This is a genomic window from Asaia prunellae JCM 25354 (assembly GCF_000613885.1).
Lineage (GTDB): Bacteria > Pseudomonadota > Alphaproteobacteria > Acetobacterales > Acetobacteraceae > Asaia > Asaia prunellae.
The window spans coordinates 121,434-144,719 of the sequence record NZ_BAJV01000006.1 but is presented as its reverse complement, the minus strand read 5'-3'; the positions used below and the strand labels follow the sequence as shown (position 1 = coordinate 144,719).

The 23,286-nt window shown below is 58.6% G+C and carries 13 protein-coding genes and 5 pseudogenes; all 18 read right to left on the bottom strand.

What is annotated here, in order from left to right:
* The 18 genes and pseudogenes from rpsS to JCM25354_RS17225 all read right to left on the bottom strand — a co-directional run bounded on the left by rpsS (window position 1) and on the right by JCM25354_RS17225 (window position 23,069).
* A complete protein-coding gene (rpsS, locus tag JCM25354_RS06675) occupies window positions 1-279 on the bottom strand; it encodes a 30S ribosomal protein S19 (RefSeq protein ID WP_023979000.1) in 279 nt (92 codons plus the stop codon).
* 17 nt (window positions 280-296) lie between these two features.
* Window positions 297-1,126 (bottom strand): annotated as a pseudogene (gene rplB / locus JCM25354_RS17245) (50S ribosomal protein L2).
* A 16-nt stretch (window positions 1,127-1,142) separates the two neighbouring features.
* Window positions 1,143-1,439 carry a 50S ribosomal protein L23 gene (locus JCM25354_RS06665; RefSeq protein ID WP_199899922.1) on the bottom strand — a complete coding sequence of 99 codons (297 nt, stop codon included), beginning with the start codon at window positions 1,437-1,439 and terminating at the stop codon, window positions 1,143-1,145.
* A 41-nt stretch (window positions 1,440-1,480) separates the two neighbouring features.
* On the bottom strand, window positions 1,481-2,095 hold the full coding sequence (gene rplD, locus JCM25354_RS06660) for a 50S ribosomal protein L4 (RefSeq protein ID WP_025885434.1): 615 nt from the start codon (window positions 2,093-2,095) through the stop codon (window positions 1,481-1,483).
* A gap of 12 nt (window positions 2,096-2,107) precedes the next feature.
* Window positions 2,108-2,791 carry a 50S ribosomal protein L3 gene (gene rplC, locus JCM25354_RS06655; protein WP_025885433.1) on the bottom strand — a complete coding sequence of 228 codons (684 nt, stop codon included), beginning with the start codon at window positions 2,789-2,791 and terminating at the stop codon, window positions 2,108-2,110.
* 10 nt (window positions 2,792-2,801) lie between these two features.
* Complete coding sequence (rpsJ, locus tag JCM25354_RS06650) at window positions 2,802-3,110, bottom strand: 30S ribosomal protein S10 (RefSeq protein ID WP_007282720.1); 309 nt, start codon at window positions 3,108-3,110, stop codon at window positions 2,802-2,804.
* A gap of 123 nt (window positions 3,111-3,233) precedes the next feature.
* Window positions 3,234-4,423: pseudogene (gene tuf / locus JCM25354_RS17240) on the bottom strand (elongation factor Tu).
* 105 nt (window positions 4,424-4,528) lie between these two features.
* On the bottom strand, window positions 4,529-5,005 hold the full coding sequence (rpsG, locus tag JCM25354_RS06640) for a 30S ribosomal protein S7 (protein WP_025822017.1): 477 nt from the start codon (window positions 5,003-5,005) through the stop codon (window positions 4,529-4,531).
* Window positions 5,006-5,019: 14 nt separating this feature from the next.
* The gene (gene rpsL, locus JCM25354_RS06635) at window positions 5,020-5,430 is read right to left on the bottom strand and encodes a 30S ribosomal protein S12 (protein ID WP_051537265.1); all 411 of its coding nucleotides are present in this window, start codon (window positions 5,428-5,430) and stop codon (window positions 5,020-5,022) included.
* 325 nt (window positions 5,431-5,755) lie between these two features.
* A pseudogene (gene rpoC / locus JCM25354_RS17235) lies at window positions 5,756-9,992 on the bottom strand (DNA-directed RNA polymerase subunit beta').
* Window positions 9,993-10,092: 100 nt separating this feature from the next.
* Window positions 10,093-14,268: a DNA-directed RNA polymerase subunit beta gene (gene rpoB, locus JCM25354_RS06620; RefSeq protein WP_025885431.1), complete on the bottom strand. Its 4,176-nt coding sequence runs from the start codon at window positions 14,266-14,268 to the stop codon at window positions 10,093-10,095.
* Between the two features lie 238 nt (window positions 14,269-14,506).
* Window positions 14,507-14,878, bottom strand: a complete 372-nt coding sequence (gene rplL / locus JCM25354_RS06615; RefSeq protein WP_025885430.1) for a 50S ribosomal protein L7/L12 — start codon at window positions 14,876-14,878, stop codon at window positions 14,507-14,509.
* 78 nt (window positions 14,879-14,956) lie between these two features.
* On the bottom strand, window positions 14,957-15,475 hold the full coding sequence (gene rplJ / locus JCM25354_RS06610; RefSeq protein ID WP_025840929.1) for a 50S ribosomal protein L10: 519 nt from the start codon (window positions 15,473-15,475) through the stop codon (window positions 14,957-14,959).
* 295 nt (window positions 15,476-15,770) lie between these two features.
* A complete protein-coding gene (gene rplA, locus JCM25354_RS06605) occupies window positions 15,771-16,463 on the bottom strand; it encodes a 50S ribosomal protein L1 (protein ID WP_025885429.1) in 693 nt (230 codons plus the stop codon).
* 4 nt (window positions 16,464-16,467) lie between these two features.
* A complete protein-coding gene (gene rplK, locus JCM25354_RS06600) occupies window positions 16,468-16,902 on the bottom strand; it encodes a 50S ribosomal protein L11 (RefSeq protein ID WP_025885428.1) in 435 nt (144 codons plus the stop codon).
* Window positions 16,903-17,005: 103 nt separating this feature from the next.
* Window positions 17,006-18,627, bottom strand: a pseudogene (locus JCM25354_RS17230) (efflux transporter outer membrane subunit).
* The gene (locus JCM25354_RS06590) at window positions 18,624-19,904 is read right to left on the bottom strand and encodes an efflux RND transporter periplasmic adaptor subunit (protein WP_025885427.1); all 1,281 of its coding nucleotides are present in this window, start codon (window positions 19,902-19,904) and stop codon (window positions 18,624-18,626) included. The pseudogene JCM25354_RS17230 and the gene JCM25354_RS06590 overlap by 4 nt, the downstream one beginning before the upstream one ends.
* A pseudogene (locus tag JCM25354_RS17225) lies at window positions 19,901-23,069 on the bottom strand (efflux RND transporter permease subunit). The gene JCM25354_RS06590 and the pseudogene JCM25354_RS17225 overlap by 4 nt, the downstream one beginning before the upstream one ends.
* Window positions 23,070-23,286: the final 217 nt, after the last annotated feature.

The following is a 23,286-nucleotide window of genomic DNA, read 5'->3' as shown; positions in this document are numbered from 1 at the left end:
TCAGCCCCGCTTCGACTTCTTGTCGGAAGCATGACCCGGGAACGTGCGCGTCGGTGAGAATTCACCGAACTTGTGCCCGACCATGTTTTCCGTCACCTGCACCGGCAGGAACTTATGGCCATTATAAACGCCGAACGTGAGTCCGACGAACTGCGGCAGGATGGTGGAACGACGCGACCAGATCTTGATCACCTCATTGCGACCCGAAGCGCGTGACGCTTCAGCCTTGCCGAACAAGTACCCGTCAACGAACGGGCCCTTCCAGACGGAACGTGCCATCTCTGTTTGCCCCCTTCTTACTTGCCGGTCTTGCGGCGACGGATGATCAGGCTGTCCGTCTTCTTGTTAACACGAGTTTTGTAGCCCTTGGTCGGCTTGCCCCACGGAGTAACCGGGTGACGGCCACCGGAGGTACGACCTTCACCACCACCATGCGGGTGATCGACCGGGTTCATGACGACGCCGCGGTTATGCGGACGACGGCCGAGCCAACGGTTACGACCGGCCTTGCCGAGATGCTGGTTCATGTTGTCGGGGTTCGACACCGCGCCAACAGTCGCCATGCATTCACCACGGACAAGACGCAGCTCACCGGACTGGAGCTTGATCTGGGCGTAGCAGCATCTTTGCCGACCAGCTGGCAGTAGGTGCCAGCCGAACGCGCGATCTTGCCACCGGCACCGGGCTTCAGCTCGATGTTGTGGACGATCGTGCCAACGGGCATCGAACCCAGCGGCATGGCATTGCCCGGCTTCACGTCAGTGCGTTCGCCAGCAATCACCTGATCGCCAACCTTAACGCGCTGCGGTGCTAGGATGTAAGCCAGCTCGCCGTCTTCGTACTTGATCAGCGCGATGAAGGCCGTGCGGTTCGGGTCATATTCCAGACGCTCGATCGTGCCGGCAACATCAAACTTACGACGCTTGAAGTCGACATAACGATAGGACTGCTTGTGCCCGCCGCCACGGAAACGCGACGTGGTACGACCGTGGTTGTTACGGCCGCCCGTCTTGTTCTTGCCTTCGGTCAGCTGCTTGACCGGCTTGCCTTTGTAGAGCTCGCTGCGATCGATCAGAACCGTGCCACGTGTGCTCGGCGTCGTGGGATTAAAGTGCTTTAGTGCCATGGTATCCTATCCCGCGTCAGCCCAGCTTTGCGGTAAGGTCAATGGACTGACCTTCCGCAAGCTGAACATACGCCTTCTTGATGTCCGAACGGCGACCAGGACGGCCCTTGACCATCTTGGTCTTGCCCTTCTGCACCAGCGTGTTCACGGAGACGACCTTGACGCCGAAAAGCGTCTCGATTGCAACCTTGATTTCCGGCTTGGCGGCCGTCATGGCCACGCGGAAAACAACCTGGTTACGCTCGGAGAGGGCCGTCGCCTTCTCGGTGATGAGTGGCGCGCGAACGATGTCAAACATCGCTTCACGCGTCATGCGCTGCGCCTTTGTGCGGCGCGCAAGAACGATGCCCGTGGTCATGCCAGGCGCTCCTTGAGACCCTCGAGCCCTGCGCGCGTCAGCACGAGAACATCGTGGTTCAGAATGTCATACACATTGGCGCCGATCGTGGGCAGCACGTCGATCTTGGGCAGGTTGCGCACAGCGCGACCAAAAGCCACATCGACGGCTCCGTCAACGATCAGGGCCGAGGACCAGCCGAGAGCGGCCAGCTTTGCAGCGGCTTCACGGGTCTTGGTCACACCAGCGGCCTGATCGATCACGATCAGCTTGCCAGCAGCAGCCTTCTGCGACAGCGCAGAGATCAGGCCGAGGCGGCGCACCTTCTTGGGAAGGTCATAGCCGTGGTCGCGAACGACGGGACCATGAACCACACCACCAGTGCGGAACTGCGGAGCGCGCAGCGAGCCCTGACGTGCCGAGCCTGTGCCTTTCTGACGGTACGGCTTCTTGGTCGTACCGGAGACTTCGCCCATGCCCTTCGTGCGGTGCGTGCCAGCACGGCGCTTGGCCAGCTGCCAGTGCACAACGCGTGCCATGATGTCTGCACGCGGAGTCGCGCCAAACAGTTCCTCAGGCAGGGTCACCGTTCCGGCGCTGCCATTATCGAGGGTTTTGATATCGTATTCCATCGCCCTCAGTCCTTAACCGGCGGCCGCTGCAGTCGCTGCCGGGTACGGCGCATCTGCATGGCGGGCCTTCTTGATCGCATCGCGGATCATCACCAGGCCGTTCTTGGCACCCGGAATCGAACCACGAACCATGATCAGGTTGCGTTCGGCGTCTACGGCTGCCACTTCGAGGTTCAGCGTCGTGATACGCTCGTCACCCATATGACCGGCCATTTTCTTGCCCTTGAAGACCTTACCCGGATCCTGGCGCTGACCCGTCGAACCATGCGAACGATGGCTGATGGACACGCCGTGGGAGGCTTCAAGACCAGCGAAGTTCCAGCGCTTCATGACGCCGGCGAAGCCTTTGCCCTTGCTGGTGCCGGTGACGTCGACCTTCTGGCCAACGACGAAATGGGCCGCGGAGAGCTTCGTACCAGCCTCAAGCACGGCATCTTCTGCCACGCGAAACTCGACGAGGGTCTTCTTCGGCTCCACCTTGGTGCGAGCATAATGGCCACGCATCGGCTTGGTGACGTTCTTCACCTTAGCCTTGCTCATACCGACCTGTACTGCGGTGTAGCCATCACGCTCCTGCGTGCGGGTATCCACCACCTCGACCTCGTCGAGATGCAGCACTGTGACCGGCACGTGTGTGCCATCTTCCTTGAATAGCCGGGTCATACCCAGCTTTTTTGCGATCAATCCGGTACGCATCGTCTGGACCTTAAAGTTTGATCTCGACATCAACGCCAGCGGCGAGGTCGAGCTTCATGAGGGCGTCCACGGTCTGCGGTGTCGGCTCAACAATGTCGAGCAGGCGGCGATGAGTCCGAATTTCGAACTGCTCGCGGCTTTTCTTGTCCACATGTGGGGAACGGTTCACGGTGAACCGCTCGATATGCGTCGGTAGCGGGATAGGACCCCGAACCCGCGCACCCGTACGCTTCGCCGTGTTTACGATTTCCTTCGTGCTGTTGTCGAGCACGCGGTGATCGTACGCCTTTAGGCGAATGCGGATGTTCTGGTTGTCCATCTTACCAATAATCCAACTCGTTGGGGTTCGGGTCTTACCCTGCTCCCTCCTGGCCCCTCTGAAAGCCGACCCCGGCCGGATTGCTCCGACCGGGGCCAGCCAATTCAGGGCCCGTGCTTAAAATCAGGCGCTGATCGAGGAGACCACGCCTGCACCGACGGTACGGCCGCCTTCACGGATAGCGAAGCGGAGACCTTCGTCCATGGCGATCGGAGCAATCAGCTCGACGTCCATGGCAACGTTATCGCCAGGCATGACCATTTCCGTGCCTTCCGGCAGCTGAACGACGCCCGTGACGTCGGTCGTGCGGAAATAGAACTGCGGACGGTAGTTTGTAAAGAACGGAGTGTGACGTCCGCCTTCTTCCTTCGTGAGGATGTAAGCCTCAGCCTTGAACTTCTTGTGCGGGGTGATCGAACCCGGCTTAGCAAGAACCTGGCCACGCTCGACGTCTTCACGCTTCGTGCCACGAACCAGCGCACCGATGTTGTCACCGGCTTCACCGCGGTCGAGCAGCTTGCGGAACATCTCAACGCCCGTAACGGTCGTCTTGACAGTGTCCTTAAGACCAACGATCTCGACTTCGTCACCCACGTTCACAACGCCACGCTCAACGCGACCCGTGACAACCGTACCACGACCGGAAATTGAGAACACGTCTTCGATCGGCATCAGGAACGGACGGTCAACCGGACGCTCCGGCTGCGGAATGTAGGTGTCGACCGCTTCCATCAGCTCGAGCACGCGGTCTTCACCGATTGCTGCATCGCCGTCTTCAAGCGTTACCAGAGCCGAACCTTGACGATGGGGATATCGTCGCCGGGGAACTGGTAGGATGACAGAAGCTCACGGACTTCCATTTCGACGAGCTCGAGCAGCTCGGCATCATCAACCTGGTCAACCTTGTTGAGGAACACGACGAGAGCCGGAACACCAACCTGGCGAGCGAGCAGGATATGCTCACGCGTCTGCGGCATCGGGCCGTCAGCAGCGGACACAACCAGAATCGCGCCGTCCATCTGGGCGGCACCGGTGATCATGTTCTTGACGTAGTCAGCATGGCCCGGGCAGTCGACGTGGGCGTAGTGACGGTTCTTGGTCTCGTACTCAACGTGAGCGGTGGAGATCGTGATGCCGCGAGCGCGCTCTTCAGGAGCCGCATCGATCTGGTCATACGCACGATAGGTCGCACCGCCGGACTTGGCGAGTGTCTTCGTGATTGCAGCCGTCAGTGAGGTCTTGCCATGGTCAACGTGACCGATGGTGCCGATGTTGCAGTGCGGCTTCGTCCGCTCAAATTTAGCCTTAGCCATCATTCTCTCCATAACCCACCGCCGAAGGAGCGGCGGGGAAGATTGCTAATTCGTGCCGGGCGCGCCGTAAAGAGGCACCCGGAGATACAGGTCAGCTTTTAAAGCTTACCAACGATAGTGGCTGAATGCCTTGTTGGCTTCAGCCATGCGATGCGTGTCTTCGCGCTTCTTGACGGCGGAGCCGCGATTGTTGATCGCGTCCATCAGCTCGTTGGAAAGGCGTTCCTGCATCGTGTTCTCACCGCGCTTGCGCGAGGCGTCGATCAGCCAGCGGATCGCGAGAGCCTGACGGCGCTCGGTGCGGACTTCGACGGGGACCTGATAGGTCGCACCGCCGACACGGCGAGAGCGGACCTCTACGGCCGGCTTCACGTTGTCCAAGGCCGCATGGAACATGGCGACCGGGTCAGCCGTGGCGCCGCCGCGACGACGCACCGATTCCAGCGCACCATAGACGATACCCTCAGCTGTGGACTTTTTACCGTCGTACATCAGAGCGTTCATAAAACGCGTGATGACGACATCTCCGAATTTCGGATCGGGAAGGATCTCACGCTTAACAGCGCGATGACGGCGACTCATGCCTGAATTTCCTCTTACTTCGGACGCTTCGCGCCATACAGCGAACGACGCTGACGACGCTTGGCGATGCCCTGCGTGTCAAGCACGCCGCGCAGGATGTGATAACGCACACCCGGCAAATCTTTTACACGGCCGCCGCGGATCAGCACGACGCTGTGTTCCTGCAGGTTATGGCCTTCACCGGGGATGTAGCTCACGACCTCATACCCGTTGGTCAGGCGCACCTTTGCCACCTTACGCAGGGCCGAGTTCGGCTTTTTCGGGGTAACCGTATAGACGCGCGTGCAAACGCCGCGCTTCTGGGGGCAACCCTGGAGGGCCGGCACTTTATTCCGCTTGGCGGCAGGCTCACGGCCCTTGGCGATCAACTGGTTGATGGTCGCATACGCCCTTCCCGATCCTTGTTCACTGCGAGACCGGACCAAGGCCCGATCTGCTCGCTTCCAACAAAATGCAGCGCACGACAGAATGTCGTCCGCTTTAACTCTTTCACTACCGGCCTGAGCCTCACCCGAAGGCGGCGGCACCGTTAGCGTTTGATGCTGTCAATCAACGGCTCAGACGCCTTACGAGACGGGGGTAGCCGAGGGCGCGGACCCTATGGCTGATCAAAACGAAAGTCAAGCATTCTGTAGAGTTATGCTCGATTCTCGTCCGAGTCCCGTTTCGAATCGCCGGATACGAAATCGGGCGGGTATTACCCCGCCCGATCTCAAACGTAAACCGGTTTTTCCAGACGCTCCTGCGTCCTTACTCCGCGGCGTCGTCCGTAACCGCCGGAGCGGTGCGGCTGACGCGCTGACGGTCCTGGGAGGCCGCCATGGCACGCAGCTTGTTCATCACGCTGCCCGTACCTGCCGGGATCAGACGTCCGACAATCACGTTCTCCTTCAGGCCGTTCAGCGTATCGACCTTGCCAGCTGTCGCTGCTTCGGTCAGCACACGTGTGGTCTCCTGGAAGGAAGCCGCAGAGATGAAGGACTGCGTCTGCAGCGAGGCCTTGGTGATACCCTGCAGGATGGGCATTCCCCTTGCGGGCTCCTCACCCATCTTGACGCGCTTCTCGTTCTCGACCTCGAACTCGATGCGATCAACCGTCTCACCAATGAGATAGGTGGTGTCACCCGGCTCCAGGATCTCCACCTTCTGCAGCATCTGACGAACAATGACTTCGATATGCTTGTCATTGATCTTCACGCCCTGCAGTCGATAGACGTCCTGGATCTCGTTGACGAGATAGTCGGACAGAGCTTCGACACCCATGACCTTCAGAATGTCATGCGGCACGCGCGGACCGTCGACCAGCGGATCGCCCTTCTGGACGAAATCGCCTTCCTGAACCGAGACATGCTTGCCCTTGGGGATGAGATAGTTGGTCTCTTCACCAGTCTCATCGTTCTTCACGATAATGCAGCGCTTGGACTTGTAGTCCTTGCCGATCTCGATGCGACCTTCGGTTTCCGCGATAATCGCATGGTCCTTGGGACGACGGGCTTCAAACAGTTCAGCCACACGCGGCAGACCACCCGTAATGTCACGGGTCTTGGAGCCCTCACGCGGGATACGGGCCAGCACGTCACCGGCGTGAACCGTAGCACCGTTCTCGACTGACAACAGCGAGTCGGGCGACAGGAAGTAGCGCGCTTCGTTGCCGTTCGCGAGATGGACGACGTTACCTGCAGGGTCCTTGAGCTGCAGGCGTGGACGCAGATCCACACCCTTGCTGCCCTGCTTGTAGTCAACGACCACCTTCGAGGTCAGACCCGTCACTTCGTCCATACGCTCGACAAGCGTGATGGAATCGATCAGGTCGAGATATTCGACCGTACCGGCCTGCTCGGTGATGATCGGCAGGGTGTATGGATCCCACTCGGCCATCTTGAAGCCGCGTGTCACTTCCTGATTGTCACCAACCATCAGACGTGCACCGTAAGGCACACGATAACGGGCACGCTCGACACCCTTCTCGTCCGTCAGCAGGATTTCGCAGTTTCGCGACATCACGATGGTGACGTTCTGGCTGTTCTGCACGACGTTGCGGTTGCGGATGGTCACCTTGCCGTCACGTGAGGCCTCGACCATCGACTGCTCTGCACCACGTGTTGCCGCACCACCGATATGGAAGGTACGCATGGTCAGCTGCGTGCCGGGCTCACCGATGGACTGGGCAGCAATAACGCCCACGGCCTCACCGATATTGACCGGTGTACCGCGTGCGAGATCACGACCATAACAGTGCCCGCACACACCGACGCGGCTGTCACAGGTCAGCACCGAGCGGATCAGGACGCTTTCGACACCTGCCTTCTCGATGATCTCGGCTTCAGCTTCCTCGATCAGCGTATTGCGCGGGAAGAGAACCTCACCACTTACCGGATCGGTCACATCAGCCGTGAGCGTACGACCAAGGATACGCTCGGAGAGCGAGGAGATAACCTCACCGCTATCCATGACTGCACGAATCGTCAGACCACGCTCGGTGCCGCAATCGTTCTCGACAATGATGCAGTCCTGCGCCACGTCGACAAGAGACGTGTGAGGTAACCTGAGTTAGCCGTCTTCAGCGCCGTATCCGCAAGACCCTTACGGGCACCGTGGGTGGAGGTGAAGTAATCGAGAACCGACAGGCCTTCCTTGAAGTTCGCGATGATCGGCTGCTCGATGATCTCGCCCGAAGGCTTGGCCATCAGGCCACGCATGCCGGCGAGCTGCTTCATCTGGGCTGGCGACCCACGGGCACCGGAATGGCTCATCATCCACACCGAGTTCGTCGGCTTGCCGACAACCTGACGGGAGATCTCCTTCATCATCGCGGCCTGGACTTCGTCCGTGCAGCGTGACCAGGCGTCAACCACCTTGTTGTAGCGTTCGCCAGCCGTAATCAGACCATCCTGATACTGCTGCTCGAACTCCTTGATCTCGGCCTGGGTGCGCTCGACCAGCTCCTGCTTCTCGACGGGGATGATCATGTCATCCTTGCCGAAGGAGATACCGGCGCGGGCAGCGTGACGGAAACCAAGACCCATCAGTCGGTCGCAAAAAATAACCGCTTCCTTCTGACCGCAGTGACGATAGACGGCGTCAATCACGTCAGACACGTTCTTCTTGGTCAGCTGCTTGTTGACCAGTGAGAACGGAATGGCTGCATTACGCGGCAGGATCTGGGCAATAAGCGCACGACCCGGCGTGGTCAGCATGGTCTGGCGGACGGGCTTGCCGTCGGCATCCAGCGTGTCCATGCGCAGACGGATCTTGTCATGCAGCTTGAGCGTGCCCTCGTTCATGGCCAGCTCGATTTCTGCCACCGAGGCATAGGCCGAGGGGCCGGCCTTCACGAGACGTCCCTCTGCATCATACTCAGCCTGATCCGGCGTCGTGTGATATTCGGGAACCTCAAGACTCAGATAATACAGACCAAGAACGATATCCTGCGACGGCACGATGATCGGCTTGCCGTTCGCAGGGCTGAGAATGTTATTGGTCGACATCATCAGCACGCGAGCTTCAAGCTGGGCTTCAAGCGACAGCGGCACGTGAACGGCCATCTGATCACCGTCGAAGTCGGCGTTGAACGCGGTGCAGACCAGCGGGTGAAGCTGGATGGCCTTGCCTTCGATCAGCACGGGCTCGAAAGCCTGAATGCCGAGACGGTGAAGGGTCGGGGCGCGGTTCAGCATCACGGGATGCTCGCGGATAACCTCTTCAAGGATATCCCAGACTTCCGGACGCTCCTTTTCCACCATGCGCTTTGCAGCCTTGATGGTAGTGGCGTGACCGTACTTTTCGAGCTTGCTGTAGATGAAGGGCTTGAACAGCTCGAGTGCCATCTTCTTCGGTAGGCCGCACTGGTGCAGCTTCAGCTCAGGACCAACCACGATGACCGAACGGCCCGAATAGTCCACGCGCTTGCCAAGAAGGTTCTGACGGAAGCGGCCCTGCTTGCCCTTGAGCATGTCAGAGAGCGACTTCAGCGGACGCTTGTTGGCACCCGTGATGGCGCGGCCACGACGACCGTTATCGAACAGCGCGTCAACGGCTTCCTGCAGCATGCGCTTTTCGTTGCGGACGATGATGTCCGGCGCACGCAGTTCGATCAGGCGCTTCAGACGGTTGTTACGGTTGATCACACGACGGTAGAGATCGTTCAGATCGGACGTCGCGAAACGACCGCCGTCCAGCGGCACGAGTGGACGCAGTTCGGGCGGAATAACCGGCACGAGGTCCAGAATCATCCATTCCGGGCGCGAGCCGCTCTCGGCGAAGGCTTCGAACAACTTCAGACGCTTGACAAGCTTCTTGCGCTTGGCTTCTGACGTCGCTTCACGCAGATCTTCACGCAGCAGATCGCCGTCAGACTTGTCCTGATCGCGACCATCGCGGTCGATCAGACCGGGACGATCAACTTCGGTGGAAAGCAGACGGGCCTTCCACAGGATCTTCTTGACCGCTTCGGCACCGATACCGACTTCCAGGCCTTCATCGGCATAGTCGTCCATGGCGTCGAAATACTGGTCTTCCGACAGCAGCGAATAACGCTTGAACGGACTCGTGCCGGATTCGAGAACGATATAGCTCTCGAAATACAGGACCTTTTCGAGATCCTTCAGCGTGATGTCGATCATCGTCGCGATACGGCTCGGAAGCGACTTCAGGAACCAGATATGCGCAACCGGCGAAGCAGCTCGATATGGCCCATACGCTCGCGGCGAACCTTGGCAAGCGTGACTTCCACGCCGCACTTCTCGCACACGATGCCACGGAACTTCATGCGCTTGTACTTGCCGCACAGGCACTCATAGTCCTTGATCGGACCAAAGATACGCGCACAGAACAGGCCGTCGCGCTCAGGCTTGAACGTACGGTAATTGATGGTCTCGGGCTTCTTGATCTCGCCGTAAGACCAGGAGCGGATCTGCTCGGATGAAGCGAGCTGGATTTTGATCTGGTCGAAAGACTGGGTCTGGCCCGTCTGACCAAGGATCTTCATGAGTTCGTTCATGCGCCGAAATCCCATTTCACGGAGCGGGCCGGAAGACCGGCCGCGCCCGCGTTAGCAACAAACACAGAAAAGACAGAGGCAGAAATCATCAGACGCTGCTCTGCTCCAGATCGACATTCAGGCCGAGCGACTTCAGTTCCTTGATCAGAACGTTGAAGCTCTCCGGAATACCAGCCTCGAAATCATCCTGCTCGCGAACAATGGCCTCATAGACCTTCGTACGACCGGAAACGTCATCGGACTTGACCGTGAGCATTTCCTGCAGGGTGTAGGCGGCACCATAGGCTTCGAGAGCCCAGACTTCCATCTCACCAAAGCGCTGGCCACCGAACTGCGCCTTACCACCCAGCGGCTGCTGTGTGACGAGCGAGTACGGACCGATCGAGCGTGCATGGATCTTGTCATCGACAAGGTGATGCAGCTTCAGCATATAGATGTAACCAACCGTCGTGCGACGCTCGAACGCCTCACCCGTGCGGCCGTCGATCAGCTGCGACTGACCTGATTTGTCAACACCGGCCTTGACCAGCATGTCTTCAATATCAGGGATCGATGCACCGTCGAAAACCGGGGTTGCGATCGGCACACCCTTGCGAAGGTTACCCGTCAGCTCAAGCAGCTGCTCGTTAGGCAGGGTCGCGATATCACTCTCGAACACGGCGTCGCCATAGACGTCGCGCAGGCTTTCGAGGAGCTCGAGCTTGCGCTCACCCGTGCGCTGGTAATCATCGGCAATCCTGCCGATGTTCTGTCCGATATTCGCACAGGCCCAGCCAAGATGGGTCTCGAGAATCTGACCGACGTTCATGCGTGACGGCACGCCCAGCGGGTTCAGCACGAGATCAACCGGCGTACCATCCTCAAGGAACGGCATATCCTCAACCGGCACAACGCGGGAAACAACACCCTTGTTACCATGACGACCGGCCATCTTGTCACCCGGCTGAAGCTTGCGCTTCACGGCAACGAAGACCTTGACCATCTTCATCACGCCCGGCGGCAGCTCATCACCGCGCTGCAGCTTCTCGACCTTGCTGTCGAAACGGGCCTGAATCTTGCCAACGGCGGCATCGAACTCGCGACGCAGCGTTTCCAGCTCGGACATCACGCTGTCATCGGTGACCGTGATGTTGCGCCAGGCGCCACGCGGCTGCTCGTCTAGCACCTCATCGGTGATGACCGTTCCGGCGCGAATGCCCTTGAAGCCGGCCGCAGCCGTCTGGTTGAGCAGACGCTCACGCAGACGATTGATGAAGCTACGCTCCTGGATGGCGCGCTCGTCATCGCGATCCTTGGTCAGACGTTCGATTTCCGAGCGCTCGATCGCCATGGCGCGCTCGTCCTTGTCGACACCGCGACGTGAGAACACGCGCACATCGACAATTGTACCGCTCGTGCCCGGGGGCAGCTTGAGCGAGGTATCACGAACGTCAGACGCCTTTTCACCGAAGATGGCGCGCAGAAGCTTCTCTTCCGGCGTCATCGGGCTTTCACCCTTCGGCGTGACCTTGCCGATCAGGATATCACCGGGATTCACCTCGGCGCCGACATAGACGATACCTGCCTCGTCGAGATTACGCAGTGCTTCCTCACCGACATTCGGAATATCGCGGGTGATTTCTTCCTGACCCAGCTTGGTATCACGGGCCATGACCTCGAATTCCTCGATATGGATCGAGGTGAACACGTCATCACGGGCAATACGCTCGGAGATGAGGATCGAATCTTCGAAGTTATAGCCGTTCCAAGGCATGAACGCGACGAGCACGTTACGACCCAGAGCCAGTTCGCCCAGCTCTGTAGACGGGCCGTCAGCAATAATGTCGCCGGCGTGAACCGTATCGCCCACGCGCACCAGCGGACGCTGGTTGATGCAGGTGGACTGGTTCGAACGCATGTATTTGCGCAGACGATAGATGTCGACGCCCTGCGTCGAGCCAGCTTCATCAGTCGCACGCACAACGATACGGGCACCGTCGATCTGGTCGATCACGCCGTTGCGCTTGGCAACAATGGTCGCGCCCGAATCATGAGCCACAGCGGCTTCCATGCCCGTACCGACCAGTGGCGCATCGGCGCGCACCAGCGGCACGGCCTGACGCTGCATGTTCGATCCCATAAGGGCGCGGTTGGCGTCATCGTTCTCAAGGAACGGAATCAGCGCCGCAGCGACGGAAACAAGCTGCTTGGGCGAAACGTCGCAAGCCGTGACCTGCTCGGGCGGCACAAGACGGAAGTCACCCGAACGACGGACGGAGACCAGCTCGTCGGTCAGACGACCCGTATCCTTGTCCTGCGCGGCGTCGGCCTGCGCAACGATCAGCTTGTCCTCTTCCATGGCGGAAAGGTATTTCCAGCCTGTCTGAAGTACGCCGTCCTGAACCAGGCGATACGGCGTTTCGATGAAGCCGTACTTGTTCACCTTGGCATAGGTCGAGAGCGAGTTGATCAGACCGATATTCGGTCCTTCAGGCGTTTCGATCGGGCAGATACGACCGTAATGCGTCGGGTGAACGTCACGCACTTCGAAGCCTGCACGCTCACGGGTCAGACCGCCCGGGCCAAGCGCCGAAAGACGACGCTTATGCGTCACTTCGGAAAGCGGATTGGTCTGATCCATGAACTGGCTGAGCTGCGAGGAGCCGAAGAACTCACGCACCGCGGCAGCGGCAGGCTTCGCGTTGATCAGGTCATGCGGCATGACCGTATCAACATCGACCGAACCCATACGTTCACGGATCGCACGCTCCATACGAAGCAGACCGACACGATACTGGTTTTCCATGAGCTCGCCGACGGAACGGACACGACGGTTACCGAGGTTGTCGATATCATCGATCTGGCCGCGACCGTCCTTCAGCTCGCACATGATCTTGACGGTACGCAGGATGTCTTCCTTGCGCAGAACGCGCATGGTGTCCGGCGCATCGACTTCGAGACGCATGTTCATCTTGACGCGACCCACGGCCGAAAGGTCGTAGCGGTCGGCATCGAAGAACAGGCCCTGGAACATGGCTTCTGCCGTTTCCGGGGTCGGCGGCTCACCGGGACGCATGATGCGGTAGATATCGATCAGCGCTTCGTCACGACGGTTGTTCTTGTCGACGGCGAGCGTGTTGCGGATCCAGGGACCATGCGAGGAATCGACCGCGAGCATCGGCAGCTCGGTCACGCCGGATTCCTCAAGGGCTTCCAGACGCGCTTCGGTCAGCTCTTCACCGGCCTCGGCATAGATTTCGCCCGTATCTTCATTGACGAGATCCTGCGCCATGAAACGGCCCAGCAGATCGGCGCGACCAACGAGCACGTCCTTGGTCGTCTCGGCAATCTTGCGCACCATGCGAGCGGTCAACTTGGCGTCGGCCTCGGCAACCACTTCACCCGTATCGGCGTCATAAAGCGGCTCGAGCAGCTTCATGCCACGGAAGGCTTCGGGGTCGAAAGGACGCGCCCAGCCCTTGGGCATGCGCGTGAAGGGCACGGTGCCGTAGAAATAGGCCAGGATTTCATCCTGATCCATACCCCGGATCGCCATGGACTCGAGATCGCCACCTTCGGCTGCCTTGGCGGCGCGGGCTGCAATCGAGTGTTCGCCCTCAAGGGCGTAAAGCAGGGTAGTGACCGGCAGCTTGCGCTTGCGGTCGATACGCACATAGATCAGATCCTTGGCGTCGAATTCGAAATCGAGCCAGGAACCGCGGTAGGGAATGACGCGGGCCGCGAAAAGATATTTGCCGGAAGAATGCGTCTTGCCCTTGTCGTGATCGAAGAACACGCCGGGGCTACGGTGCATCTGGCTGACGATAACACGTTCGGTACCATTGATGATGAAGGTACCGTTATCAGTCATGAGCGGCATGTCGCCCATATAGACCGGCTGCTCCTTGATGTCGCGGATCGAGCGTGAGCCCGTATCCTCATCCACGTCCCAGACGATAAGACGCAGGATGACCTTCAGCGGAGCTGCATAGGTCAGACCACGCTGGATGCACTCTTCAACATCATATTTCGGCTCCTCGAGTTCGTAGGAAACGAACTCGAGGCGGCCACGTCCCGCAAAATCGTTGATCGGAAAAACCGACCGGAACACTTCCTGAAGACCCGTCTGCTGACGGCTGTCAGGCGCCACGTTCATCTGAAGGAACGTCTCGTAGCTTGCGCGCTGCACGTCAATCAGGTTGGGCATCGGCGCAACTTCGGGGATCCGCCCGAAGCTCTTGCGAATCCGCTTGCGTCCTGTGAACGATTTGGTGATTGCGTTCATCTATCCCTGCCCTCTCGCACCAGACCTTCGGGTCGTCCACACGCCAGGAATCCTGTCATGTCGGGCGACCGGAACGACCGGCACCGTAAATTCATAGTGTTGTTGCGTGACAACCGGCCCTTATACAGGGTTTGTCCGCAACGGCAAATCGGGCGGAAACCCCTTAGGATTTCCGCCCTGACCTGTCTCAGTCCACAACCGGCCCCGCCCAGGGGCAAGGCACAGCCTGTGGGCTTGATTACTTGACTTCGACCTTGGCGCCGTTGTCTTCAAGCAGCTTCTTGATCTTGGCTGCTTCGTCCTTGGAAACGCCTTCCTTGACGGTCTTCGGAGCGCCTTCGACCAGGTCCTTGGCTTCCTTCAGACCCAGGCCCGTGATGCCACGGATTTCCTTGATCACGTTGATCTTCTTGTCGCCTGCTTCGGCGAGGATCACGGTGAACTCGGTCTGCTCTTCAGCAGGAGCAGCAGCGGCAGCAGCCGGTGCAGCAGCAGCAACAGGAGCAGCAGCGGAAACGCCCCACTTCTCTTCGAGCAGCTTGGACAGTTCAGCGGCTTCGAGAACGGTCAGAGCGGACAGTTCGTCAACGATTTTGTTCAGATCGGCCATGATAATGGTCCTTTTGTATAACTGGTTTTCGATTCACAACACACGCCCCGAGCGCGGGGCGACGCTGCGTAAGACAATTCAGGCTGCTTCGCCGGTCTTGGCATAGGCGCCGAAAACGCGAGCAAGCTGGCCGGCCGGAGCCTGGACAACGCCTGCGATACGCGTAGCGGGGGTAGAAATCATACCCACCAGCTGCGCACGCAGTTCGTCCAGCGACGGCAGGGCGGCAAGAGCCTTGATACCATTCGCATCGAGCGTCTGGTTACCAAGGGAGCCACCGAGCACCACAAGCTTGTCATTCGTCTTGGCGAACTCGACGATCGCCTTCGCCACTGCAACGGGGTCCTCGGACCACGCAAGCGCGGTCGGGCCCTTCAGCAGCGGAAGGATACCGTCGAATTGGGTCCCATGCAGAGCGAGGCTGGCCAGCCGGTTTTTCGCAACCTTATACGTCGCACCCGCCGCACGAACGCGTCGACGCAGCTCCGTCACATCAGCTACCGTGAGACCTTTGTTTTCGGTCACGACAACCATGGACGTGCTGTTGAACACGTTGGCGAGGAATTCGACGAAGGCCCGTTTTTCCTGACGGTCCAAATCCATTCTCCTCGTCAGTCCGGAAACCGGAGCTTCCAGACCGGGTTACCCATGACACTCCCCCAGAAACGGAAGAGCGCCGCTCGCCTGTCCATTCAATCGGAACCCAGCATATCCGACAGGTTGCCCTGCCCTGTCTGCTGACGCCCCGTCTCCCGCTCGCGGATCTCTCTCAAGATCCCTTAGGCTGTTTCGTGAAACAGCACGCCCGGTCTCGGACAGGTTCGGAAGCGGGAAAATGACTTCCCGCCCCTACGCCACCGCACGGCCAGGCCGCACGGCGTCATCTTTCAAATCAGGCCGTGAACGACGCCACGTCGACGCGCACACCCGGACCCATCGTGGAAGACAGGGCTGCCTTCTTCAGATAGGTGCCCTTGGCACCGGTCGGACGGGCCTTCTGGACGGCATCGACCAGGGCCTTGATGTTCTCGACCAGCTTGTCTTCGCCAAACGAAGCCTTGCCGATACCAGCATGGATGATACCAGCCTTCTCGGCGCGGTACTCAACCTGACCGGACTTGGCTGCCGTAACGGCACCCTTGACGTCCATGGTCACGGTGCCCAGACGGGGGTTCGGCATCAGACCACGCGGGCCGAGGATCTTACCCAGACGACCGACCAGTGCCATCATGTCCGGAGTCGCAATGCAGCGATCGAACTCGATTTCACCGTTCTGGATCTTCTCGGCCAGATCTTCCGCACCGACGACTTCCGCACCGGCAGCCTTGGCTTCTTCAGCCTTCGGGCCGCGTGCGAACACGCCAACGCGCAGGGTCTTGCCCGTGCCGTTCGGCAGCGAGATCAGACCACGGACCATCTGGTCGGCGTGACGCGGATCGATGCCGAGGTTCAGCGAGATTTCGATGGTCTCGTCGAACTTTGCCTTGGCATTGCCCTTTACGAGAGCCACAGCTGCGCCGAGGTCATACTGCTTGTCGGTATCTACTGTCGCGCGGGCGGCGTTCAGCCTCTTGTTCTTGGCCATAGGATCAGCCCTCCACCACGTTCAGACCCATCGACTTGGCCGAACCGGCCAGCATGCGCACTGCGCCGTCGATGTCATTCGCGTTCATATCCTTGAACTTCTCTGCAGCGATTTCGCGCAGCTGCGCGGTCGTGACAGAACCGACTGCGGCAGACTTGCCAACGGTCTGGCTGCCCTTGGAGACCTTGGCGGCCTTGAGCAGGAAGTAGGTGTTCGGCGGGGTCTTGGTAACGAAGCTGAATGTACGATCCGCATAGGCCGTGATAACGACCGGGATCGGCATGCCGGGCTCGAGAGTCTGCGTCTTGGCGTTGAACTCCTTGCAGAACTGCATGATGTTCAGGCCGCGCTGACCCAGGGCCGGACCGACTGGCGGCGACGGATTCGCCTTGCCTGCCGGGATCTGCAACTTGATGTAGCCAACAACTTTTTTGGCCATATCCGGGACTCCTCAATGGTTTGCCCGAACCGCGGTTCCAGTGAGACTCATGCAGTCTTTCGACTGCTCATGCCTCTCCCGCGTTCCGAATGGGAGCGGCCCCTTAACGCCCCTGACCTGAAGCTGTCAAGCTTTTGATCGCCTGATTCGGAACCGCCGAACCCGTGAGATCCTGATCCGAGGCCCCGGTACGTGTATCAACATCACCAGCCGGACGTGGGTGGTGCAATCCGTCATACTGCAGGATCCCGAACGGATTGATCTCTTTCACCGATGGCAGGGCTGCGCGATCCCATCCACCGCCCAGAGCCCTTATCAGGCGTACACTGGCCTGAACCTGAATGGTTTGTGCCTGTACAGCGTCAATACGCGCTACAAGGGCAGCCTGCTGGGCCACCACGACATCGAGATAATTGGTCAGACCACCCGTATAAAGCGCCATGGTCATACGCTGGTCCGCAATGCGGCATCAACAGCAGCCATCTGCTGTTTCTGCTGGTCAGCATAGGCGCGTGTCTGGGAGATACCATCCTCGACGTCCTGGAATGCGGCAAGAACTGTGGAACGATAATGATCGGCACTCTCGCGGTACTGCGACCATGCGCGTTGCAGGGCTGCGCGACGCAAGCCACCCGTGAAAAGCGGTTCAACCGCCTGCACACCATAGCTCCACATGGAATTGCCCAGACTGGCGAGGTCGAAGCCATTATTCATGAAGCCACCGTTCAGACTGAACGTAACATCAGGATAGAAAGCAGCCCGCGCCACGCCGATGGCCCGGCTGTTGGCAGCCAGATTGCGCTCCGCAGAAGCTATATCCGGACGCCGTTCCAGAAGCTGGGACGGGAACCCCGCAGGGATACGCAGGATCGTATAGGGCAGCGTCTGCGCTGTGGACGGTGCAATATGGAAGCTTCCCGGCACCGTATTGACCATGACAGCAATGGCATGCTCCATGACCTGGCGCTGTGCCCGCACATTGCTCTGCGCCGCCATGGTCGCGAAAAGCTGATTTTCGGCGCGTGAGACATCGAGCCCGGCCGCAATGGCCCCTGCCTGACGGAGACGGGTAATCTTTACCGCGGTCTGGTAATAGCGGATCGAGTCCTCATAGACCGCGTATTGCGCATCCAGTCCCCGAAGACCCAGATAGTTCGAAGCAAGCTCGGCTTCGAGCATAAGACGTAGATTGGCGTAATCAGCTGCACTCGCCTGCGCCATGTTCTTCTGCATACGGGTCGCATTACGGATACGACTGAAGAAATCAGGCTCCCAGGTCGCAGCACCGCTGTAGAAGACACTTGATTCTGTCGTAGGCGAATTCGCGTTTGCCCCGCGCCACAGACGGGTAAGGGATGTCTTGTTGTTCGACATCCCTGCAGAGCCGTTGAGTTGCGGTGCCAGCTGTGCCTGGGTCTCTCTGGCAATATCGCGCGACTGCGTAAAGATTTCTGCCTGGGCCTGAAGATCAGGATTGGAAGCAAGCATCTTCTCTTCAAGCGCGTTCAGCTGGGGATCGTGAAAGACCTCCCACCATTTGCCCCTCGGCACATCATCGGCAGGTTTACCGTCAACAAGAACACCCTTACCGCCCCACCCGTTGGGATAGATGAATTTGGGTGCCTCGTAGTTCGGTGCGAGATCACAACCCGAAAGCAGGGAGAGACAGAGAGCCGCACTCGCCACACTGCCGCGCAACATACGGCGCTTTGCTCCTGACCTCATCGACGCGCCCCGCTTTCACTGCTGCTTTCACCTTCTTCAAGCTGGGACGGCCTGGGTACAGGAGCGACGTTCTTGCGCGGAGCAGCCGTCACATCGTTATAACCACGCGTCGGGCTGACGACCTTCACCTCATCCCCTTCCAGCATATCCGCAGTCGGATTTGCTACGATCTCATCCTTTTCCGAAATACCGCCCAGAATCTGGATGGTCATGCCGTAATTGATGCCGGTCTTCACATCAATCAGATGAACGCGATTATCGATCACCGTTGCAAGCTGCGTTCCCTGTGCACGAAAGAGCAGTGCATTGACCGGCACGATCAACACTCCCGGTTCGCCTGGCGCCGTAAAATGAGCCGTGGCATAGGAATCAGGCCAGAGTGAGCCATCCTCATTTCCCAGCTCGAGCTCGGTGGTCACAGTACGTGTGGCAGGGCTGAAAGCCTGCGCAGTCGCAAGAAAGCTCGCTTTGTACACACGCCCCGGAAATTGCGGCAGCGTCAGCGTGGCAGCAAGCTTGTCGGAAATAACAGCCGCATAATCCTGCGGTACGGAAACGAAAACACGCATGCGGTGCGTGTCCGCCACAGTGAACAGCTCGGAGGCGGAGCCACGGGAGTTGAGATCACCACCGCCCGCATTGACATAATCGCCCACGTTGACAAGACGCGAAGTGACGATGCCATCAAAGGGCGCCACAATACGCTTGAAGTTTTCCAGAGCTTCGAAACGCTCGACTTCATGCTGCGCCTGATCGACCTGTGCCTTCTGGGCGGCGGCATTGGCAGCCTGCACATCGACTTCCTGACGTGACACGGCCTGCGTGTCACGCAGATCGGCCCATCGCTTGGCGGTGATCACGGCCAGTCTGTAGCGGGCCAGTACGACATTATAATTCGCCTTTGCGGCTTCGTACTGGGCATCCAGACTTGGCGTGCTGATTTCAGCCAGAAGATCACCAGATTTCACATGCGCGCCGTAATCCTTGTACCACATTTTCACATAGCCTGAGACCTGAGCGTAGATCGGCGCCTGATACCATGCCGCCAGATTGGCAGGCAGATCCAGATGACGTTCGGCCGGGCCGGGCTGTGGATGAATCAGGCTGACACGGGCGCGGGCATTATCATCCGCCTCTTTTTCAAGACTGCTGTAATGCAGCCTGCGTTCAATAATCCCCCATGCCGCGACCACAAGAGCGATCGCCAAAACGATAAGGATGACAAAGCGGCCCCGCTTGCGGTTCGGCTCGGCACCGGGCTTCTGGTGCTGGGTCATGCGTGGGCTCCCTCATCTCCGCGTTCGCGCGGCTTTCTGTAATGGACAATGGCAAAGACACAGGGGACGAACAGGAGCGTCGCTGCAGTCGCTACAATCAGACCTCCGATTACGGCCTTGCCGATCGGAGCATTATCGGAATTGCTCATGGACATCGGCACCATGCCGATGATCATGGCAAGGGCGGTCATCAGCACGGGGCGGATACGCTCATACCCCGCTTCGAGCGCGGCCTTCAGCGCATCACCGTGGATTTCCATACGCTCCCGGGCAAAGGAAACAACCAGAATGGCGTTGGCTGTCGCCGTACCCATGCACATGATAGCCCCCGTCAGGGCCGGTACGGAGAGTGACGTATGGGTCAGGAAAAGACTCCAGGCGATACCACCCAACGCGCCGGGCAAGGCTGTGATGATTACGAACGGATCAAGCCATGACTGAAAATTCACCACAATGATCAGATAGACCAGCGTGATCGACATCGCGAGACCCACGATCAGCTGCGAATAGGCGTCAGTCATTGTGACAGCCTGACCGCGCACAACCAGATGCGAACCGCGCGGCAGTTCCGATTTCATTGAATCGGCTACACGCTGCACTGAACGTGCCACCGTGCCCAGATCGATATTCTCGTTGGAAGCGTAGATATCAAAGACCGGCATGATATTGTAATGCGCGACTTCAGCCGGGGTGCCTGTCTGCTCGATATCCGAAAGGGCGCCCAGAAGCTGAGGCTGGGCGTTCGTCGGATTGCCATCACCACGATCGATGGGCAGGGTTTGCAGATCATTGAGCGTCTGGAGATAATTGGCAGGCGTCTGCACATCGATCAGCTGTGCAACTCCCGAAGGATTCAGAAAATAGACTTGCCCGATCTGCGCCGAACCCGACAGGGCGACCAGCGCATTCTGCGCAATATTCTGCTCCGTGATCCCTGTACCAAGCGCAAAACTGCGCTTGGCATTGATGCTGAGCGTTGGCTGCGTCATCGGCTGCTGGATTGATACGTCGGTAATCCCCGGGATTGCCGCCAGCTTGCGACGCAGCTTTTTCGCAAAAGCGAAATTGCCGTACAGATCACGCCCTACAACCTGCACATCAAGCGGTGCCGGCAAACCGAAATTCAAGATTTTTGCAGTCAGATCAGCAGGCTGGAATGTAATCTGCGTCCCGGGAAACGCCTCGATCAGACCCGCGCGTATCCTGCGACGGTATTCCGCCGTCGGACTCTCGTCATTCTTGAGCGAAACGGTGATATCGCAGTCTTCCGTACCAACTGTCGGTGTCGGAATGAATGCCTGGTTGAGCTGCGAGAACGGCAGGCCGCAATTATTGAGCACGGCGTCGATCTGGCCCGGCAGGATCTCATGCATCTTCTTTTCGATCAGCACAGAAATCTTGCCTGATTCCTCAAGCCGCGTGCCGATAGGGGCACGCATATGCAGCTGAAGCGTACCTGATTTGATTTCGGGAAAGAAATCCTGACCGACGAAAAAATACAGTCCGCTCGACGCGATCGAAACTGCCATAAAAAACGGTACGAACTTCGCCCGTTCTTCAATCAGTCCGGCGAGCACAATCTTGTACCGCTCGCGGAAACGCGTGAAACGGTGCTCGAAACCGCGCTGGAATCGCCCGAAGAAACCCGGCTCCTTGCCTTCGTCGCCATGTTCATGGGCTGCCACCTGCGCCGCCAGCATCCAGTTGGCCATGGTCGGCACCAGGTTCGTGACAGGATGAACGACGCGATCATGGCAAATATAATGGCCTCGGCCATCGGCATGAACAGCCAGCCAGCAACACCTGTAAGCTCGAAGAGCGGCAGCCAGACAATACAGATACAGGTTGTCGAGACGAAAGTCGGAATGACGATCTGGTTGGCCGCATCAATGATGGCCATTTCCAGATCCTTGCCCATCTCCAGATGGGCGTCGATATTTTCGATCATGACGGTGGCGTCATCGACCAGAATACCGACCGCAAGCGCAAGACCACCAAGTGTCATGACATTGATCGACTGTCCGGCAAGGCTCAACCCGATAACCGAACAGAGAATAGCAAGGGGAATAGAGGTCGCAACAATCAGCGTCGAACGCCATGACCCGAGGAAGAGCAGAACGGCGAGAGACGTCAGAAGTGCCGCGATGATCATCTCGCGCACCACATCCTCGACCGAATCCTTCACGAAGCCGGAGGCATCGGTCAGTATCTTGATACTCGTCCCCTTCGGCAGGGTATCAATCACCTGAGGCAGCAGTTTCTTGACGCCCGCCACCACATCGAGCGTTGAGGCATCACCACTCTTCATGATGACCATCATGACGGCCTGCCGTCCCTTCACGAGGACCATATTGGCCTGGGGCGGCCCACCGCGATGCACATAGGCGACATCGCGCAGATACACGACCGCATTGCCTACCTGCTTGAGCGGCAGGTTGTTGAAGGTCTCGACCTCGCGCGGCTGGGCGTTCGTACGCACCATGTAATCAAACGGTCCAACACGCTGGTCTCCTGCCGGCAGAACAATATTCTGCTTGTTCAGCGCGGTGCTCACATCGACCGCCGACAGATTGTGAGCCATCAGCTTGGCGGGATCGATATCGACCGTGATGTAGGGAGCAAGACCACCATAGGGATTAGGGATCGAAACCCCCGGAACAGAGATAAGCTGCGGCCTGATCAGGTTCGAAGCCATATTGTACAGCTCTGAGCCGTTCAGCTTGTCCGAATTGATCTGAAGAGTCAGTACCGGAACAGACGAGGCATTATAGGCCAGGATAAGCGGCGGCGTAGCGCCTGTGGGCAGCTGCTTGATGACAGTCTGTGAAACGGAGGTAATCTGCGTCTGGGCCACCGATGTATCGGTACCCGGCTGGAAATAAACCTTGACAATACCGCGACCGTAATATGAGCCGCTTTCAATATGTTCAATATTGTTAACAGTTGTCGTCAGGGTACGTTCATAATAATAAACCACACGACCTGACATATCTTCCGGCATAAGGCGAGATAAGACCAGACAATAGCAACAACGGGAATGTTGATATTCGGGAAAACGTCAGTCGGTGTCTTCAGAACTGACCGGACGCCGAAAATTACAATAAAGATCGACAGGACGACGAACGTATAAGGCCGCTTCAGCGCGGTGATAACAACCTGATTCATGCAGTTGTCCCATATCGCGATCCGCAGATCGTCCGGTGCCTGAGCTCATAGACCGGCATGGGGAATCCCCATCCGTTTCCCGATATCATCAAGGACATTCCTTTTCCTGTTACGGCCAGAAATACAAATACGCCCGGAGGCGACAAGGAAAATTCCTTTTAAGTTTCGATCTGCAACGAGCTTTAATATCTTCGTCACAAACAGCCTGTGATACCGG

Bases quoted from the DNA above. Each gene is read 5' to 3' on its own strand.
- rpsS (WP_023979000.1), bottom strand. From the start codon at position 279: ATGGCACGTTCCGTCTGGAAGGGCCCGTTCGTTGACGGGTACTTGTTC.
- JCM25354_RS06665 (WP_199899922.1), bottom strand. From the start codon at position 1,439: ATGACGCGTGAAGCGATGTTTGACATCGTTCGCGCGCCACTCATCACC.
- rplD (WP_025885434.1), bottom strand. From the start codon at position 2,095: ATGGAATACGATATCAAAACCCTCGATAATGGCAGCGCCGGAACGGTG.
- rplC (WP_025885433.1), bottom strand. From the start codon at position 2,791: ATGCGTACCGGATTGATCGCAAAAAAGCTGGGTATGACCCGGCTATTC.
- rpsJ (WP_007282720.1), bottom strand. From the start codon at position 3,110: ATGGACAACCAGAACATCCGCATTCGCCTAAAGGCGTACGATCACCGC.
- rpsG (WP_025822017.1), bottom strand. From the start codon at position 5,005: ATGAGTCGCCGTCATCGCGCTGTTAAGCGTGAGATCCTTCCCGATCCG.
- rpoB (WP_025885431.1), bottom strand. From the start codon at position 14,268: ATGAACGCAATCACCAAATCGTTCACAGGACGCAAGCGGATTCGCAAG.
- rplL (WP_025885430.1), bottom strand. From the start codon at position 14,878: ATGGCCGATCTGAACAAAATCGTTGACGAACTGTCCGCTCTGACCGTT.
- rplA (WP_025885429.1), bottom strand. From the start codon at position 16,463: ATGGCCAAGAACAAGAGGCTGAACGCCGCCCGCGCGACAGTAGATACC.
- rplK (WP_025885428.1), bottom strand. From the start codon at position 16,902: ATGGCCAAAAAAGTTGTTGGCTACATCAAGTTGCAGATCCCGGCAGGC.
- JCM25354_RS06590 (WP_025885427.1), bottom strand. From the start codon at position 19,904: ATGACCCAGCACCAGAAGCCCGGTGCCGAGCCGAACCGCAAGCGGGGC.